The following is a 16344-nucleotide window of genomic DNA, read 5'->3' on the forward strand; positions in this document are numbered from 1 at the left end:
CGTGTTGATGACACAGACTATGCGGTGGTTCGGGCCGAACGATCCGGTGCGACTCCGCGACATCCGCCAAGCCGGCGCGACCGGGGTGGTGACCGCGCTGCACGAGGTTCCCAACGGTGCGGTCTGGCCGCAGGATGCGATCGCCGCGCGCAAAGCGGAGATCCAGGCGGCAGGGCTTGATTGGACGGTGGTCGAAAGCCTGCCGGTCAACGAGGCGCTGAAGACCCGGTCGGGCGACTGGGACATGCTGATCGACCGGTATCGCCAGAGCCTGCGCAACCTTGCGGCGTGCGGCATCCGGGTCGTCACCTATAATTTCATGCCGCTGCTCGACTGGACGCGGACCGATCTCGCTTGGGAACTGCCCGATGGCGCCCGTGCGCTCCGCTTCGACCCGGTCGCGGTTGCCGCGTACGACCTGTTCATTCTGCGCCGCCCCGGTGCGTACGACGCGTACGACCTGGCGACGCAGGCGGCGGCCGAAGCGGGCTATGCGGCGATGGACGACGACGCACGCGCGACTCTCGAACGAACCATCATCGCCGGACTTCCGGGTAGCGAGGAAGGGTTCACCTCGCCGCAATTCCTCCGCGCGATTGAAGCCTATGCCGACGTCGATGCGGCGACGTTGCGCGACAATCATGTCGCGTTCCTCCAGGCGGTATGCCCGCTGGCGGACGAGCTCGGCGTGCAACTGGTGGTGCATCCCGACGACCCGCCGTTCCCGATCTTCGGCTTGCCCCGCGTGGTCAGCACCGAGGCGGACGTCGCCGATCTGTTCGCGCGCGTGCCCAACGCCTCGAACGGCCTGTGCCTGTGTACGGGTTCGTTCGGCGTGCGGGCGGACAACGACCTGCCGGGGATGGTCGACCGGCTGGGATCGCGGATCGGCTTCCTGCATCTGCGATCGGTGCAACGCGAGGCGGACGGCGCGTTTCACGAGGCCGAGCATCTGGGCGGGGATGCCCGGATGGCCGCGGTGATGACCGCGGTCCACCGCCTGTCGGTCCGCGAGGGGCGGAGCATTCCGATGCGACCCGATCACGGCCACCAGATGCTCGACGATCTGAACCGGACCACCAATCCGGGCTATTCGTTGCTGGGCCGGATGCGCGGGCTTGCCGAACTGCGTGGCCTCGAACGCGGCATCGCGCACGCTACAGGAGTTATGGCATGACCCGTCCGCTCCAGCTTCATCCCGACCGGCTGTTTCCCGCCGACCCGACGACGCGCGACATCGCGCGCGCGCTGTATGCGGAGATCGCCGACCTGCCGATCGTGAGCCCGCACGGGCACGTCGACCCGAACTGGTTCGCGGACGACCGCAACTGGACCGACGCGACGACGCTGTCGCTCGCGCCCGATCATTACCTGTTCCGCATGCTCTACAGCCAGGGGGTCGACCTCGACGCGCTGGCGATCCCGCGCCGCGCGGGCCTTCCGGCGACCGATCCCCGCGCGGCCTGGCGTACGCTGGCCGAACACTACCACCTGTTTCGCGGCACCCCGTCGCGGCTCTGGCTCGATCACGTCTTCGCGGAGGTATTCGGGTTCGACGTCGCGCTGGAAGCGGCCACTGCCGATCGGTATTTCGATGCGATCGGCGAGAAGCTCGCGACCGAGGCGTTCCGGCCGCGCGCGCTGTTCGACCGGTTCCGCATCGATTTCCTCGCGACCACCGAGGGCGCACACGACAGCCTCGATGCACACCACCGGATCCGGGCGAGCGGCTGGAACGGACGCGTCGTCACGACCTATCGCCCCGACGGCGTCATCGACGTTGAACACGAGCAGTTCGCGGGTGCGCTGAGCCGCTTCGGCGATCTGACCGGGGAAGACGTGCAAAGCTGGCAGGGCTATCTCGCCGCGCATGCCAAGCGTCGCGCCGACTTCCGTGCAGCGGGCGCCACCGCGACCGATCACGGTCATCCGACCGCCGCAACCGCGAACCTGTCGACACCCGAATGCGAAGCGCTGTTCGCGCGGATCGTCGGCGGCAGCTGGACTCCGGCGGACGCCGAACTGTTCCGCGCGCAGATGCTGACCGAGATGGCGGCGATGAGCGTCGAGGACGGCATGGTGATGCAGATCCATCCCGGCTCGGTCCGCAATCACAATGCCGGGCTGTTCGCGAGCCATGGTCGCGACAAGGGCGCCGATATCCCCGGTCGCACCGACTATGTCCATGCGCTGAAACCGCTGCTCGATCGGTTCGGGACCTCGACCGAGCTGTCGATCATTCTCTTCACGCTCGACGAGAGCGTCTATGCGCGTGAACTGGCGCCGCTCGCGGGCCATTATCCGTGCCTGAAGCTCGGGCCGAGCTGGTGGTTCCACGACAGCCCCGAGGGTATGCGGCGGTTCCGCGAGATGACGACAGAGACCGCGGGCTTCTACAATACGGTAGGCTTCAACGACGATACCCGCGCGTTCCTGTCGATCCCGGCGCGGCACGATGTCGCGCGGCGTGTCGATTGCGGCTTCCTGGCGCGTCTCGTCGCCGAGCACCGGCTGGAAGACTGGGAGGCGGCGGAGCTTGCGCATGAACTGACCAATGGCCTCGTGCGCAGGGCGTACCGGATATGAGGCTGTCGCGTGCCACGCGGTCGCATGTGTCGGCGGACGTCGGGCAGCCCGCCATCGGGGCGGATGGCGCGAGCCGCAGGGTGCGGCGGATCGTCCATCTGGGTCTCGGCGCGTTCCACCGTGCGCATCAGGCGGTCTATACGCAGGACGCGGTGACGCCCGACGACGACTGGCGGATCACCGGCGTATCGCTGCGGTCGCCGCAAGTGCGCGACATGCTCGCGCCGCAGGATGGGCTGTACACCGTGACCGAGCGATCGAACGGCACCACGGCGACCCGCCTGATCTCGGTCATCGACACGGTGCTGGTCGCGGCCGAGAACCCGGCGGCGGTGATCGACGCGCTCGCGGCGCACGACACCCACGTCGTGACGCTGACGGTCACCGAGAAAGGCTATTATCGCCATCCCGCGACGGGGCGGCTGCTGATCGACGATCCGGCGATCGCGCATGATCTGGGCGACGGCGTGCCGCGGACGATCTACGGCTATCTCGCCGCGGCGCTCGAGCGCCGCCGCGCGACCGGCGCGGGGGGGCTGACTCTGGTCTCGTGCGACAATCTTTCGGGCAACGGCACGCTGCTGATGCGCCTGCTGGGCGAATTCCTCGGACACCGCGATGCCGCGCTTGCCGGCTGGACCCGCGACCATGTCGCCGCGCCCGACACGATGGTCGACCGGATCGTGCCCGCCGCGACGCCGGCGAACCGCGCGACGATCGCAGCGGCGATCGGCGTCGACGATGCCGCGGCGCTTCTCACTGAGCCGTTTCGGCAATGGGTGATCGAGGACCGCTTTGCCGGCCCCCGGCCACGTTGGGAGATCGCGGGCGCGCAGATCGTGCAGGACGTCGCGCCCTTCGAACTGGCGAAGCTGCGGCTGTTGAACGCAAGCCATTCGACGCTTGCCTATGCCGGTCTTCAGCTCGGTCACGCGTTCGTCCACGAGGCGGTCGCGGATCCAGACCTGCGCGCATTCGTCCTGGCGCAGATGACGGAGGAGGCGGTGCCGAGCCTGCGCCCCGCGCCGGGCCTCGATCCGACGGCGTACATCGCCGCGCTGCTCGACCGGTTCGCCAATGCGGACCTCCACCACCGGCTCGATCAGATCGCGGTGGACGGTTCGCAGAAGCTTCCGCAGCGCTGGATCGCGACCATCGAAGCGCGACTGGAGCGGGGCCTCGACAGCCCGCGGCACGTGATGAGCCTTGCGGCCTGGATCGCGTACACCGCCGACGCGCCGGACATCGCCGACGATCCGATGGCGGCGCGCTATGCAGCGATCTGGGCGGCGATCCAGGCGGCGATCCGGGCGGGAGCGGGGGGCGATCCGGGCGAGGTGGTCGACCGGTTCGTCGGCGAACTCGGCATCCTGTCTCCCGTGGTGCGCGACGATCGCGCTACCGTGACGGTTCTCGCCGAGGCGGTCGCGCTCTGGCAGACCGATGGTCCGCGCGCCGCGCTGCGCGCCGCGATCCAGGAGCCCGCGCGATGACCGATACGCTACTCTGCTTCGGCGAGATGCTGTTGCGTCTTGCCGCACCCGACCGCGGCCACCTGTTCCAGGACGCCAGGCTCGATGCGCATTTCGGCGGTGCGGAGGCCAATGTCGCGGTCGCGCTGGCCCGGATCGGCGCACCCGCCGCGCTCATCACCACCTTGCCGCACGGGCCGCTCGGCGACGCTGCGCTCGAGACCGTCCGTGCAGCCGGCGTCGACGTGTCTAGGGTCCAGCGCGCGGACGGCCGGCTCGGCCTCTATTTCCTGTCGCCGCCTAGCGGCGCGCGCGGCGCGCACATCGTCTACGACCGGCTGGACAGCAGTTTCGCCGTCACTCCGTCCGAGGCCTATGACTGGCCGGCGTTGCTCGACGGGGTGTCCTGGCTGCATCTGTCGGGGATCATTCCGGCGATCGGCCCGGCCGCCGCGCGGCTGTCGCTCGACGCGATCGTCGCGGCCCGGGCGGCGGGCGTCAAGGTCTCGTTCGACGGCAATTTCAGGGCGAGCATGTGGGCGCGCTGGTGCCCCGATCCACAGCCGATCCTGCTCGAGCACGTCGCGAGCGCGGACCTGCTGTTCGGCAACCATCGCGACATCGCGCTGTTGCTCGGCGAGCCGTTCTCGGGAGACACGCCGGCGACGCGACGCGCGGCTTGCGAGGCGGCCTTCGCCCGGTTCCCGCAGCTCGGTTGGATCGCCTCGACGGCGCGCCAGGTCGTGGATGCCGATACGCACCGGCTGTCCGCGCGGGTCGATCGACGCAAGGAATGGTTCGAGACCGAGACGATCGCGGTGACCCAGATCGTCGACCGGATCGGCACGGGGGATGCCTTTGCCGCGGGGGTGCTGTCGTGCCTCGAGGACGGCTGTTCCGCCGCGGCCGAACGAGGGTTGGGGCTTGCCGCTCTCAAACATGCGACCGCGGGTGATCAGAGCAGGACCACCTCGACCGATCTCGCGGCGTTCACCGGGATGCCGTCAGATGTTCGCCGGTAACGGGGCCGGGTGACGGGAGCGGGAGCACTTTCGATGTCGCCGAACGCTGACGAGTACCGCGACCAAGCCAAGGGCGGATGCGGCCGCGCCGGCTAGCGCCACGGCGGGATAGCCGAAGCCGGTCGCGATGACTGCGCCGCCGACCGCCGCGCCGATCGCGTTGCCGAGGTTGAACGCGCCGATGTTCATCGCCGAGGCGAGGTTGGGCGCGTCCGAAGCCGCATGCATCACGCGGATCTGCAGCGGCGGGACGAGTGCGAAGCTGGCGATGCCCCACAAGAAGATCAGGATCGCCGTCGGCACCGCATGGGACATGAGCACCCCGAACGCGACGAGGATTGCCGTGAGCGACGCGAGCGTCACGATGAGGGTCCGGTCTACGGATCGGTCGGCGAAGCGACCGCCGAGCCAGTTGCCGACGGTCAGCCCCATGCCATAGGTCACCAGCATCGCGGTGACGTAACCGAGCGAGGCATGCGTCGCCTCGCGCAGGATCGGCGTGATGTACGTGAATACGGTGAACATCGCGCTCGAGCCGATGACGGTCAGGCCGAGCGCGCCGAGCACGGGCGCTCGCGCCAATACGCGCAGTTCGGCCACCGCATCGCCGCTCTTTGGCGCCGGCAGTACCGGCAGGGTCAGGCGCAGTGCCGCCATCGTCGCGAGACCGAGCGCTGCGATACCCCAGAACGAGGCCCGCCATCCGAGATGGTCGCCCGCCCAGGTCGCGAGTGGTACGCCGACGACGTTGGCGATTGTCAGGCCCATAAACATCGCGGCAACCGCACCCGCGCGCCGCTCGACCGGTACGAGACTTGCGGCGACGATCGAGCCGACGCCGAAGAACGCGCCATGATTGAGCGAGGTCAGGATGCGTGCGGCCATCAGCATGCCGTACCCGCTCGAGACCGCCGCCAGCAGATTGCCGATCGTGAAGATGCCGGCCAGCGCGATCAGCAACGTCCGCCGCGGCACCCGGCCGGTCGTCAGCGTCATCAGCGGCGCCCCCAGCACGACGCCCAGGGCATAGGCACTGATCAGCAGGCCGGCGGTCGGGATCGACACGCCGAGATCGGTTGCGATGACGGGCAGGAGTCCCATCGGTGCGAACTCGGTCACGCCGATACCGAACGCGCCGATGGACAGGGCCAACAGGCCGGGATTGAGCTTCATCGTGTCGATTTCCTTGGACGAGCGCGGGGTTCAGGCGGATAAAAGCCCCCTGCCGGCGGTAGGGCGTATGCGGATAGGACGGCAGCACGGCGCTGACCGCATCAAGCACGGCGACCTGCGCCGCGGACAATGCCCCCGCCGATCGTGCCGAGATGCTCGCGAAGTCGTGCTTCGTTGCGCGCACCGGCGACGACCGACGCGACGGTCGCGCGCCCCAACAGCCGGGCGATCGCGGCTTGCCGCGCGCTGCTGCACGTTTCCGCTGCGACTTCTTCGAGCGCGTCGATGACGCGGTACGACGGCTCGCGATCGACGGGAGGCGCGAACCGTTTGGTGTCATAAGGGCGGCTGCCTTTGGGGATCGCCCGGTTCCGTCCGAACTTTCTGGCCGGCCGACCCCCGCCGAGCCGGCGACATACCAGCGCGCCGACACCATGATCAGCTCCGACCGGCATCAGATCGTCGCAGTGCCGAAGCCGGGGGCGGGCACGCGCAGGCGAGATGATTCTATTCGGCGATAATCCATATTCGTACTCCTGCTTGCTCTGTAGATGCATAGATGGACTGTAGGACGACGACTTATTAGTCGCCGGCGGCGCGAAGGATTTGTGACATGGATGCAAAGACGGGGTTTGGTGCCGATCGCGCTCGTGCCCTCGAGATGTTTGCGGCCGTGATGCGCGAAGGCAGTTTTTCAGGCGCCGGCCGCGTGCTCGGGTTGACCCCATCGGCCGTCGCCCGGTCGATCGATCGGATCGAGGCACGCCTGGGCGTTCGGCTGCTGCTTCGCTCGACTCGCGCGCTGACGCCTACTGCGGAGGGAGAAGCCTATCTCCGGACCGCGCGCCGAATCCTTGCCGATCTCGACGACGCCGAGCAACAGATCGCCGATCAGGGCGCGCCGCGCGGACGGCTGCGGGTCAGCGCTGCGCTCTCCCATGGGCGGCTCTGCATCGTGCCGCTGCTGGGCGCGTTCGCACAACTATATCCGCATATCCTGATCGACTTCGCCCTGACCGATGTCATCGTCGATGTCGCGGCGGGGCAGGCGGACGTCGCGATCCGGTTCGGCCCCTTGGGCGACAGCATGCTCACGGCGCGCAAGCTGGGCGAAAGCCGGCGCATGATCGTGGCTGCTCCGGACTATCTCGCGCGCCATGGTACACCGGCGCGTCCTGAAGATCTGCATGGCCACAACTGCCTCAACTTCAACTTCCGCCGCGTCGAGCCGGTTTGGCCGTTTCGCGTCGATGGCAGGGACATGGCGCTGTCGGTGAAAGGCTCGATCGAAGCGAACAACGGCGAAACGCTGGGCCAGCTTGCCGCCGCTGGGGTCGGTATAGCGCGCGTGGGTACGTTCAGCGTGGTCGACGACGTCGCTTCTGGCCGGCTCGTGCCGATACTGGAGGACATGAATCCTGGCGATGTCGAACTGATCCACGCGGTGTTCGTCGGGGGCGCGAACACCCCCGCCCGCGTGCGCGCCTTCGTGGATTTTCTCGCGGCGCGTTTGGCGGACGCGAAGACGATTGCGCGCTAAACCGGGCACAGGATCGCCTGGACGCGTGTCCGGTTTGCAGCATCAGACCGCTGCCCTTTCGCGACGATAGGCGAAGGCCAGAGTGCCGAACAACACGACTGCGCCGGCCAAAGCGAGCGGCGCGTAGAGCCCGACATGCACGAGCAGTGCGGCGCCCAGCGCCGCACCTGCGAAGATTGCGATGACCGCGCCGACGCGTCGCCTCCAGTTCGTATCCGCCCCGCCAGCGGCGCGCGAGTCGGCGCCAAGCCCCGTGAGCGTCAACGTCAGTACCGTCGTCGTGAGGTCCGCCACCTTGAGTTGCCGGATGGTGGCGTTGCGATAGCCCATCGCTATCCCGGTAAGACCGATGATCAGATAGAGCCGTGCCTCGGGTGACTGGGTGGCCACGTCGAAGCCGAGCGCCAGGAACGCCGCGGCCCAGAGCAATGCCGTTTCGACGACGGCCGAGGCCAGGAGCCAGCGCCGCTCCGATCCTCCCGCGTGGACCTTGCCGGTCCGCCCTCCCACGAGGGCCCCGACCATGAAGCTCGCCAGCGCGGCCACGAAGGGCAGTATCCTGAACCCGGGGGCGCCCGACGCGGCGAAGCCGAGGAAAACGACGTTCCCGGTCATGTTGGCGGTGAAGACCTTGCCTAGGCCGAGCACGCTCGCCGCGTCGACGAGGCCCGTCGTGACGGACAGCAGGAGCAGGAGCGGTACGCGGGGGTCGGTGGGTGTATCGGTGGTGGCCATGTCGATCTCCAGGATCCGTGGTCGTGCTTGGACGAAGGGTTTGGTCAGAACCGGAAATTGCTTTCGAGACCGAGCAGGGCGATCGTCCGGCCCGACCCCGTGTCGTCGATGAAGCGGCCGGCGTCGAAGGCGGACAGCGATGTCGAGAGTTCGAGTTCCGGCGTCGCCTGCCATGCCAGCGTCGCCTCGACCTCCTTGCCGATGAAGCGTGCCCTGGACGTGCCCGGCGCGCGGAGGAGATTGCCGGGCACGTCGTACACGCCATCGGCACGCGCGTATCGCCAATATGCCATGCCGCTGAGGCTGGTGGAGACGCCCGGCGCCAGGGTCATCGCCAAGCGCGGGTTCAGGCTGACGATGTTCGAGGGGCCGACCGGCGACAGCTCGCCGAAATATTTGCCTTTCGGAAACAGGGCATTGAACGTGCCGAGCGTATGGTCACCGCGGCGGCGGTCGCCGCTGACGATGTTGAACCGCATCACGGCATCCGGCGCAAACCGCGCGTCCGGGAAGGTCCTTCCGACTTCGGTGCCGAGCGTCCATGCGCCGATCCGAGTGCCGGCAAAGCGCCCGAACTGCGCGACGGCCTCGATATTCCAGTGCCAATTGCCGGCGGTTCCGAACGATCGCGCGCCGATGCTGTGACGAAGCTCGCGAGCGACGAGTCCGCCGAAAGCGGCTCGGGTGTTTCGGTAACCGAGATAGTAGATGTCGAGGCCGGCAAGCGTCGCATAGGCGCCCCAGAGCGACTTGCTGCGAGAGCGCACGTCGTCGAACGACCTCAGGCCGGGCTGTACCGGACGCACCGCCAGCAAGCTGACGGTTGCCGCCCCGATCCGGACAATGCCGCGCGCACCGTCGAAGGCCAGCGGTACGTTCGGGCCGTAGCGCGTGCCGACGAGGCGTTCGGTCCCGAGCGAGAGCATCTGCCGGCCGGCGCGCAAGGTCACCGGGCCCGTTTCGATCTCCGCAAAGCCCTGGAGCAGGTCCACGCGGGTCTGATCGACGGGGCCGGCGGAGGGCATGACGCCTGCCGCATAGGCGACGATCGGCTGCACGAATGCGCGCGCCTTTCCGACATGCAGGTCGGCGTAGGGCATGACGCGCGCCCAGAGGTATCCGTCGTCGGGCGCATCCGCGTCGCCCCACAGATTGTCCCGGTACTTTTCGTTGCGCAGGCGAAATTCGATGCCGGTGGTGAGATAGGCTTCGTTGGCGATCGGAATGTATTTGAAGGGTCCGGTCCAATGCTCCTTCCGTTCGGCTGGATCTCCGAGCGTCGTCCAGTCCTCGTCGTAGCGCGTGACGGTCAGCGTCGGCGGCTGCCACGCCTCGGTCTGCGCTGCTGCGGGGGCGGCCGACGCTAATCCCAGCAGCAAGACCCTACGCACGTCTCGCTTCCATCTCCGCGACCATGGCCGCGAGGACGAACCCGCCGATGAGGCCGAGATGCTCGAAGAAAGCGTTCGTGGCCATGAAACGCACCTGGCCGGCGGGCATCGCCCAGAACGCGTTGGCCGTGATGGCCGCGAACAGCGTGAAGACGCCGAGCATGCCTGCGCCGAGCCAGACCAACCGCCCCGACAGGATCAGCAGCGGGCTGACGATCTCGATCGCGATCGTCAGCGCCGCCCACAGGGCGGGCGGGTGCATGCCAAAATGCGCCTGTTCGGCTATCGCGGCGGTCCAGTCGCTCGCCTTGACGATCCCGCCGAGCAGATAGGCCCCGACGAGGGCGAGGCGGGCGAGGAAGCCGGTCCAGCGCCAGTCGAGAATGGCTCCGACGAAACGCGGCGTGCGCGGCGTGGTCATCGTGTGATCGGCGAATGGGTCTCAGCGATGTAGCCGCCGGGGAAGCGAACGATCGCCGACTGCCGGTCGCTTTCGGCATGCGGCTCGACCAGCGTTTCGACGCCGACCGCTTTCGCCTTGGCCAGCGTGGCTTGAAGGCTGCCCACCTCATAGCCGGTCACGTCGCGGCCATAGGGCCAGGGAAGCTGGTTGTCGGAGACCATCACGGCCGTCGTGCCGTAGCCGGACGCGACGCGGATGCGGCGATAGTGCGTGCCCGGCCGGCCGATGTCACTGCCATCCGCCGCCTTGTCATCGGCAACGACCTTGCCGTGCGCGAAACCAGTCCAGCTCTTGACGAAGGCGTCCGCGGCGTCGGGCGTGAGGTAGACGCGGTTCTCGGGCACGGTGGTCAGCGCGGGATAGTTTGGCTTGGCGTTGTGCCAGTAGATCTGCATGCCGACCCCGCCCGGCCATTGGACGACCGCATCGCGCCCGATCGGATCGGGGAAGGTCGCGATCGTTCGCGTCGCGCCGTGGCTGACGGCGGATGCGACCGCCGCGTCGATGTCGGTGACGAGATAGCCGTTGCGTTCGCTGCCGAATGGGAACGGGATCGGCGTGGTGAAGCCGAATACCGAGATCGATCCGGCGGGGGTGAGCACGAGTTGCGAGAAGGTCTTGCTGGTCGTCGGCGTGACCTGGAACGCGCCTTTCTTCGTGCTCGTGCCGCCGAACGTCGCGGTCAGGCTGGCGACGAAGCGGTCGAAGTCCTCCGGCGCGACGTAGACGTGGGTCGTGTCGTATTGCGGGCCGACCGAATAATCGGCGGTCGCCGGAGCGTCGTGGGCAAAGCCAGGCGCTGATGGCGAAAGGCCGAGCAACGCTACGGCGATAAGCACGTTCGTACGGGTCATTCTCAGTCTCCCCATCATGTCAGACCGCCCAGCAGCCGCAGCCGAACGAGCCCCAGAAGCTCTGCACGTCGGCTACCGGCAGATCGCGGCCGAGGGCGGCAGCATGGTCGTGGCCGTGCACCGAGCAGCCGCTCGCGCAGCCGCACGCGGCGGCGAGTTTCGCCGAGGCTTCGGGCGTGCGGTGGTAGCCGCCGAACGTCGCGACGGGAGACCAGTCGGGCATAGGCTTGGGCAGCGATGGGGCGAGCGGGGCGTAATCGCCCTCGCCGAACACGACCTTGCCGCCGAGTAGCGTCAGGACGGACCGCAGATGCGGGATGTCGGCTTCGGGAACGGTCAGGTAATCGCCCGACAGCACGGCGAGATCGGCGAGTTGCCCGGCCTTGATCCGGCCCTTCTTGCCGACCTCGTTCGAGAACCAGCTGTTCTCGTGCGTCCACATCGCCAGCGCCTTCTCGCGGCTGACGCGGTTGGCGCCGGAATAGAGGCCGAGGCCGCCGACGGTCCTGCCGGTCACCAGCCAGTTGAGCGACACCCAAGGGTTGTAGCTGGCCACCCGCGTCGCGTCGGTGCCGGCGCCGACATGGATCCCGGCGGCGAGCATCTTGGCGATCGGCGGCGTGCGCTCGGCCGCCTTGGCACCGTAGCGTTCGACGAAATATTCGCCCTGATATGCCATGCGGTGCTGGACCGCGATGCCACCGCCGAGCGCTGCGATCCGATCGATGTTGCCGTCGGTGATCGTCTCGGCGTGATCGAAGAACCAGTTGATCCCGTCGAACGGAATATCCTTGGCGACTTTCTCGTACACGTCGAGCGCGCGGCCGATCGTCTGATCGTAGGTCGCGTGCAGGCGCCACGGCCATTTATGCTCCGCCAGCAGCCGGATGACGGGTTCGAGGTCGCCTTCCATGCTGGGGGGCATGTCGGGGCGCTCGACGCGGAAATCCTCAAAGTCGGCGGCGGAATAGACCAGCATCTCGCCGGCGCCGTTGTGGCGATATGTATCGTCGCCCTGGCCCGGTTTGACCTGCTTCACCCACCCCTGAAAGTCGGCGAGTTCCTCTTTCGGCTTTTGCGTGAACAGGTTGTAGCTGATGCGCAGCGTCAGTTGGTCGTCGGCGTGAAGCTTCTCGATGATCTCGTAGTCGTCGGGATAGTTCTGGAAGCCGCCGCCCGCATCGATCACGCCGGTGACGCCGAGGCTGTTCATCTCGCGCATGAAGTGGCGGGTGGAATTGAGCTGGTACTCCGGTGGGAGCTTCGGCCCCTTGGCGAGCGTCGAATACAGGATCGTTGCATTGGGGTGCGCGAGCAGCAGCCCGGTCGGGTTGCCCGCCGCATCGCGGACGATCTCACCGCCGGGCGGATTGGGCGTGTCCTTGGTGTAGCCGACGACGCGCAGGGCCGCGGCGTTCAACAGCGCGCGGTCGTAGAGGTGCAGGATGAACACCGGCGTATCGGGCGCGACCGCGTTCAGTTCGGCGATCGTCGGCAGGCGCTTTTCGGCGAACTGGTGCTCGGTGAAGCCGCCGACGACGCGCACCCATTGCGGGGCGGGGGTGTTGTCGACTTGGCGCTTGAGCATCGCCATCGCGTCGGCAAGGCTCGGCACGCCATCCCAGCGGAGTTCGAGGTTGTAGTTCAGGCCGCCGCGGATGATGTGCATATGGCTGTCGATCAGGCCGGGGATGACCCGCCGGCCGCCTGCGTCGATCACGGTCGCGGCGGGGGCGGCGGCGCGGACTTCGGCTTCCGAGCCTACCGCGAGGAACGTGCCGTCGCGGATCGCCACGGCCTGCGCCTCCGGGTTCTCGCGGTCGAGCGTCGTCACCTTGGCGTTGACGAGGATCAGGTCGGACATGATGGGGCTCCGGTTGCCGGCGAGCAGCGGGGCGAGCGTCGCCGCCGCCCCGCCGAGGATGGTCGTGCGGCGGTCGATGCTCACGCTGCGCCGTCGTGGTGGTGGTGGCCGGGCAGCATCCCGAACACGTGATCGGTGCAGGCCGCCCGGATCGCGGCGGCCTTGTCGCGGCTTGCCCACAGGCTTTTCGCGAGCGGCACCGCCTGCTCGCCGAGCAATATCCCGGCGAGCCCGATCAGCGCGATCGTCGGCGGGGCCGGCGACCGTACCTTCAGCAGCGCATAGATCACGCCGACGAACAGGCCGGCGGCGAGCGAGATCAGGTACGGCCGCACGGGATCAATGCCCGCCTTCGGACGTGCCGAACATCGTCTTGGCGTAGGTGACGCCGAGCCCGTAGGCACCGCCCCATTTCTTCGCGATCGCGGTGGTCGAATCGTAGGTTTCGGTGCGTGCCCAGTCGCGTTGCAGTTCGAGCAGATACTGGAGCGACGTCATCGGCCTGGCGCCAAGCTGGATCATCCGCTGGACCGCGCGCTCATGCGCCTCGATCGAGATGTCGCCGCATGCATCGGCGATGAAATAGCAGTCGAAACCCTGGTCGATTGCCGAGGCGACGGGGCCGACGATGCACACCCCGGTCCACAGCCCTGCGAACACGATCCGCGTCTTGCCGATACGGTTGACCTCGTCGATCACGGCCTGGTCTTCCCACGTGTTCATCGAGGTGCGGTCCAGCATCGCCTGACCGGGAAACGCCTCCGTGATGTCGTCGAACATCGGCCCCGAAAAGCTGTCGACTGCGACGGTGGTGAGGATCGTCGGCACGGCGAACGACTTTGCCGCGCGGCTGATGAGCGCGGCATTGTTGCGCAGCAATTCGGTCGAGATCGACTTGGTCGCGAACGCCATCTGCGACTGGAAGTCGATCAGGACGAGCAGATGATCGGTCGGTGAAAGCAGCGACGCGCCGGGCGTTGTGGTGGCGGTGATGGTCATGGTCGGTCTCCCAGAGGTAAGATGCGTGATGGCGGCTGTTGCCAGGTGCGGCGCCAGACGAACGGGGTCACGCCGACCACGCGGCGGAACAGCCGAGTCAAATGTGCCTGGTCGGTCAGCCCGCAGGCATAGGCGATCCGGCTGAGCGTCTCGTCGGTCCGCAGCATCAGCGTCTGCGCGCGATGCACGCGTTGCCGGATCAGGAATGCGTGCGGGGTCTCGCCCGTCGTCACCTTGAAGGCGCGACAGAAATGCCCGGTGCTGAGCCGTGCGACTTCGGCCAGCGCGTCGACGCCGATCGTCGATCCCAGCGCCCGTTCGATATGCTGGACGACGCCGCGCAACTGCCACGCGGCGAGTCCGCCCTTCGCCGGTGCGGTCGTCTCGATCGGCGGAAGATCGTCCTCGACGAACATCGCCGCGAGCCGCTCCAGGTAATGCCGTGCGACGTGTGGATTGTGATCGAGCGTGCTGACCGCGTTGGCCAGCAGGCTCGCGGCAACGGACGGTGCGAACGCGCGGGGCAGGGCGGTGGCCCCCGGGGCAGTGTGCAGCATCGCCTGTTCTCCCTCGCAACCTGTGAGGAGGACCATAACGGATGGGTATCGATCGACTGCGCCCCGGCCGGGGTGGCGATCGCCCCCTCTTTAGTGGGGCCCGAAACAGCCCTGGATCAGAGTTCGATGATCCCGCGCTTGGCCGCGATGGTCACCGCGTGCGTGCGATCCGAAGCGCCGAGTTTCGAGAAGATCAGCTTCATGTGGCCTTTTACGGTTTCTTCCGTCACGGCCAGCCGGGCAGCGATCTGCTTGTTGGAATTGCCCGACGCGGCGAGCGACAACACGCCGATCTCTCGCTCGGTCAGCGCATCCTCGATGACGTGAAAGGCGATGCTCGACGCCACCTGCGCGTTGAGATGCTTGCCGCCGGCATGGACCGAGCGGATCGTGTCGAGCAGTTCCTTGCGCAGCGTGTTCTTGAGCAGATAGCCGGCGGCCCCGGCGCGCAACGCCCGCAACGCCTGCGCATCGCCGGAATAGGTCGTCAGCACGATGATCCGCGCCTGCGGCCAGTGGCTGCGCATCGCGGCGATCGTGTCGACGCCGCCGATCCCCGGCATCTGCAGGTCCATCAGGACGATGTCGGGGAGATGCGTCGGGTACAGCGCCAGCGCCTGTTCGCCGGTCTCGGCCTCCGCGACGAGCGCGAGATCCGTCTGCGTCTCGATCACGGCTCTCACCCCCTCGCGGAGGAAAGGATGATCGTCGACGATCATGATGCGGATCTGCGGCGATGACGACACGGCGAACTCACGGGGTTGGGGACTGCGAAGCGGAAACCCTGCGCCGGGTCCGACGGACATGGCAAGCCGCCGATCCATCAGCGCGCGGCCAGCCGGTCGAAGGCATCGCGGAAGACGTCTGCCGCCGCTTCGAACCGCGCGGCACCGACGCAGAACAGCCAGCGCGACAAGGCTCCGGACCGATCGTCGCCCTGTTCACCCCGAAGATCGTCGCGTCGACCGCCGGGCAGCGCATCGAACAACCCCTCCAGCATCGCTTCCGGTGTTCCGTCGAGACCGTCGGGCGCGAGGCCGCTGTCGAGCAGGCTTGGCGCGAACGCGGCGGACGAGGCATCGAGGCGGATGACTTCGCGCGCTGCCGTCGCGACCGCCTGCCGCATCACGGCGGGCGTCCAGGCCGCCGGGTTGCCGAGTCCGATCGCGAGGACGGTCGCCGCATGGATCGGTCTCGCCGGCGCCGACAGCGTCAGGACGTCGCCCGGCTCGGCGCGGAATATGCCGTCGGCGCGCAGCCGCGTGATCGCGCCGCCCAGCGCCGCATCGAGGTTTCCCAAGCCGCCGCCGGGCGTGTTCCGTCCGATCTCGCAAGAGAAGACGCCGGCGATCGCCACCGACACCTCCGCACTCACCGCATCGCGCGGCGCGACATCGATGCGAACGCGCCCCCATGTCCCGATCGTCACCGCGTCGTCTGCACGGCCATCCATCGGCAACATTCCCGTCTCCCATTGATCCGATCCGGGACCTTCGTGCCAGCATAACACCCTGTCACCGAAGGATCGTGGACAGGGCTGACCGAATTTGGACAATCGTGCGGTTGCGGCGAAACATTCGGTGCAGGCGCGTGTGTGTCGTCGCGACCCTTGCTTTTGTTCGTTTCGACGGCGTAACGTACGTTATCGTTGCTGGGTTGGACATCGTCATACTATCCGTACGATCTGA

Annotated in this window: 17 protein-coding genes; 5 read left to right on the forward strand and 12 right to left on the reverse strand. The window is 67.7% G+C overall.

From position 1 onward, the window contains the following. Nucleotides 1–7: 7 nt before the first annotated feature. From uxuA to BM244_RS01665, 4 genes are read left to right on the forward strand one after another with little or no spacing between them, the layout of a single operon-like run. Nucleotides 8–1177 carry a mannonate dehydratase gene (gene uxuA, locus BM244_RS01650; RefSeq protein ID WP_093398033.1) on the forward strand — a complete coding sequence of 390 codons (1170 nt, stop codon included), beginning with the start codon at nucleotides 8–10 and terminating at the stop codon, nucleotides 1175–1177. After that, nucleotides 1174–2586, forward strand: coding sequence for a glucuronate isomerase (gene uxaC / locus BM244_RS01655; RefSeq protein WP_093396983.1), 1413 nt, complete (start codon nucleotides 1174–1176; stop codon nucleotides 2584–2586). The genes uxuA and uxaC overlap by 4 nt, the downstream gene beginning before the upstream one ends. After that, nucleotides 2583–4079 carry a mannitol dehydrogenase family protein gene (locus BM244_RS01660; protein WP_093396984.1) on the forward strand — a complete coding sequence of 499 codons (1497 nt, stop codon included), beginning with the start codon at nucleotides 2583–2585 and terminating at the stop codon, nucleotides 4077–4079. Before uxaC ends, BM244_RS01660 begins: the two co-directional genes overlap by 4 nt. Next, a complete protein-coding gene (locus tag BM244_RS01665; RefSeq protein ID WP_093396986.1) occupies nucleotides 4076–5080 on the forward strand; it encodes a sugar kinase in 1005 nt (334 codons plus the stop codon). The genes BM244_RS01660 and BM244_RS01665 overlap by 4 nt, the downstream gene beginning before the upstream one ends. On the opposite strand, the gene BM244_RS01670 is transcribed toward BM244_RS01665, so the two are convergent. Both BM244_RS01670 and BM244_RS01675 read right to left on the reverse strand, forming a co-directional pair. Beyond that, entirely contained in the window at nucleotides 5063–6253 is a 1191-nt protein-coding gene (locus BM244_RS01670; protein WP_093396987.1) for an MFS transporter, read from the reverse strand. The genes BM244_RS01665 and BM244_RS01670 overlap by 18 nt on opposite strands. 101 nt (nucleotides 6254–6354) lie before the next feature. After that, nucleotides 6355–6708 carry an aldo-keto reductase family protein gene (locus BM244_RS01675; RefSeq protein ID WP_093396989.1) on the reverse strand — a complete coding sequence of 118 codons (354 nt, stop codon included), beginning with the start codon at nucleotides 6706–6708 and terminating at the stop codon, nucleotides 6355–6357. A gap of 158 nt (nucleotides 6709–6866) precedes the next feature. Between BM244_RS01675 and BM244_RS01680 the strand changes: the two genes are divergently transcribed. Continuing rightward, a complete protein-coding gene (locus BM244_RS01680) occupies nucleotides 6867–7793 on the forward strand; it encodes a LysR family transcriptional regulator (protein ID WP_093396990.1) in 927 nt (308 codons plus the stop codon). Nucleotides 7794–7835: 42 nt separating this feature from the next. Here the strand turns inward: BM244_RS01680 and BM244_RS01685 are convergent, their stop codons facing one another. The 10 genes from BM244_RS01685 to BM244_RS01730 all read right to left on the reverse strand — a co-directional run bounded on the left by BM244_RS01685 (nucleotide 7836) and on the right by BM244_RS01730 (nucleotide 16118). After that, nucleotides 7836–8528, reverse strand: a complete 693-nt coding sequence (locus BM244_RS01685; protein ID WP_093396992.1) for a YoaK family protein — start codon at nucleotides 8526–8528, stop codon at nucleotides 7836–7838. A gap of 44 nt (nucleotides 8529–8572) precedes the next feature. Further along, on the reverse strand, nucleotides 8573–9919 hold the full coding sequence (locus BM244_RS01690) for an alginate export family protein (RefSeq protein WP_093396993.1): 1347 nt from the start codon (nucleotides 9917–9919) through the stop codon (nucleotides 8573–8575). Then, nucleotides 9912–10340: a DoxX family protein gene (locus BM244_RS01695; protein ID WP_093396995.1), complete on the reverse strand. Its 429-nt coding sequence runs from the start codon at nucleotides 10338–10340 to the stop codon at nucleotides 9912–9914. The genes BM244_RS01690 and BM244_RS01695 overlap by 8 nt, the downstream gene beginning before the upstream one ends. Continuing rightward, nucleotides 10337–11236, reverse strand: a complete 900-nt coding sequence (locus tag BM244_RS01700; protein ID WP_093398034.1) for a glyoxalase — start codon at nucleotides 11234–11236, stop codon at nucleotides 10337–10339. The genes BM244_RS01695 and BM244_RS01700 overlap by 4 nt, the downstream gene beginning before the upstream one ends. A 19-nt stretch (nucleotides 11237–11255) precedes the next feature. Then, nucleotides 11256–13100 carry an amidohydrolase gene (locus BM244_RS01705; RefSeq protein ID WP_093398035.1) on the reverse strand — a complete coding sequence of 615 codons (1845 nt, stop codon included), beginning with the start codon at nucleotides 13098–13100 and terminating at the stop codon, nucleotides 11256–11258. An 80-nt stretch (nucleotides 13101–13180) separates the two neighbouring features. Continuing rightward, nucleotides 13181–13435, reverse strand: coding sequence for a XapX domain-containing protein (locus BM244_RS01710; RefSeq protein WP_093396996.1), 255 nt, complete (start codon nucleotides 13433–13435; stop codon nucleotides 13181–13183). A gap of 4 nt (nucleotides 13436–13439) precedes the next feature. Next, nucleotides 13440–14099 (reverse strand): hydrolase, encoded by a 660-nt coding sequence (locus BM244_RS01715; RefSeq protein WP_093396998.1) that lies wholly within the window; start codon nucleotides 14097–14099, stop codon nucleotides 13440–13442. Beyond that, nucleotides 14096–14656, reverse strand: coding sequence for a helix-turn-helix domain-containing protein (locus BM244_RS01720; protein WP_175518001.1), 561 nt, complete (start codon nucleotides 14654–14656; stop codon nucleotides 14096–14098). Before BM244_RS01720 ends, BM244_RS01715 begins: the two co-directional genes overlap by 4 nt. A 116-nt stretch (nucleotides 14657–14772) precedes the next feature. Further along, entirely contained in the window at nucleotides 14773–15375 is a 603-nt protein-coding gene (locus BM244_RS01725) for a response regulator transcription factor (protein ID WP_254784297.1), read from the reverse strand. A 104-nt stretch (nucleotides 15376–15479) separates the two neighbouring features. After that, nucleotides 15480–16118 carry a M17 family peptidase N-terminal domain-containing protein gene (locus BM244_RS01730; protein ID WP_093397001.1) on the reverse strand — a complete coding sequence of 213 codons (639 nt, stop codon included), beginning with the start codon at nucleotides 16116–16118 and terminating at the stop codon, nucleotides 15480–15482. Nucleotides 16119–16344 lie beyond the last annotated feature (226 nt).

The sequence above is a fragment of the Sphingomonas sp. OK281 genome (assembly GCF_900115295.1).
Classification (GTDB): Bacteria; Pseudomonadota; Alphaproteobacteria; order Sphingomonadales; family Sphingomonadaceae; genus Sphingomonas.

Excerpts from the sequence above, each read along its gene's own strand:
- BM244_RS01680 (WP_093396990.1), top strand. The coding sequence starts at position 6,867 with ATGGATGCAAAGACGGGGTTTGGTGCCGATCGCGCTCGTGCCCTCGAG.
- BM244_RS01715 (WP_093396998.1), bottom strand. The coding sequence starts at position 14,099 with ATGACCATCACCGCCACCACAACGCCCGGCGCGTCGCTGCTTTCACCG.
- uxuA (WP_093398033.1), top strand. The coding sequence starts at position 8 with ATGACACAGACTATGCGGTGGTTCGGGCCGAACGATCCGGTGCGACTC.
- BM244_RS01725 (WP_254784297.1), bottom strand. The coding sequence starts at position 15,375 with ATGATCGTCGACGATCATCCTTTCCTCCGCGAGGGGGTGAGAGCCGTG.
- uxaC (WP_093396983.1), top strand. The coding sequence starts at position 1,174 with ATGACCCGTCCGCTCCAGCTTCATCCCGACCGGCTGTTTCCCGCCGAC.
- BM244_RS01705 (WP_093398035.1), bottom strand. The coding sequence starts at position 13,100 with ATGTCCGACCTGATCCTCGTCAACGCCAAGGTGACGACGCTCGACCGC.
- BM244_RS01720 (WP_175518001.1), bottom strand. The coding sequence starts at position 14,656 with ATGCTGCACACTGCCCCGGGGGCCACCGCCCTGCCCCGCGCGTTCGCA.
- BM244_RS01660 (WP_093396984.1), top strand. The coding sequence starts at position 2,583 with ATGAGGCTGTCGCGTGCCACGCGGTCGCATGTGTCGGCGGACGTCGGG.
- BM244_RS01675 (WP_093396989.1), bottom strand. The coding sequence starts at position 6,708 with ATGCCGGTCGGAGCTGATCATGGTGTCGGCGCGCTGGTATGTCGCCGG.
- BM244_RS01700 (WP_093398034.1), bottom strand. The coding sequence starts at position 11,236 with ATGACCCGTACGAACGTGCTTATCGCCGTAGCGTTGCTCGGCCTTTCG.
- BM244_RS01665 (WP_093396986.1), top strand. The coding sequence starts at position 4,076 with ATGACCGATACGCTACTCTGCTTCGGCGAGATGCTGTTGCGTCTTGCC.
- BM244_RS01670 (WP_093396987.1), bottom strand. The coding sequence starts at position 6,253 with ATGAAGCTCAATCCCGGCCTGTTGGCCCTGTCCATCGGCGCGTTCGGT.
- BM244_RS01695 (WP_093396995.1), bottom strand. The coding sequence starts at position 10,340 with ATGACCACGCCGCGCACGCCGCGTTTCGTCGGAGCCATTCTCGACTGG.
- BM244_RS01685 (WP_093396992.1), bottom strand. The coding sequence starts at position 8,528 with ATGGCCACCACCGATACACCCACCGACCCCCGCGTACCGCTCCTGCTC.
- BM244_RS01730 (WP_093397001.1), bottom strand. The coding sequence starts at position 16,118 with ATGTTGCCGATGGATGGCCGTGCAGACGACGCGGTGACGATCGGGACA.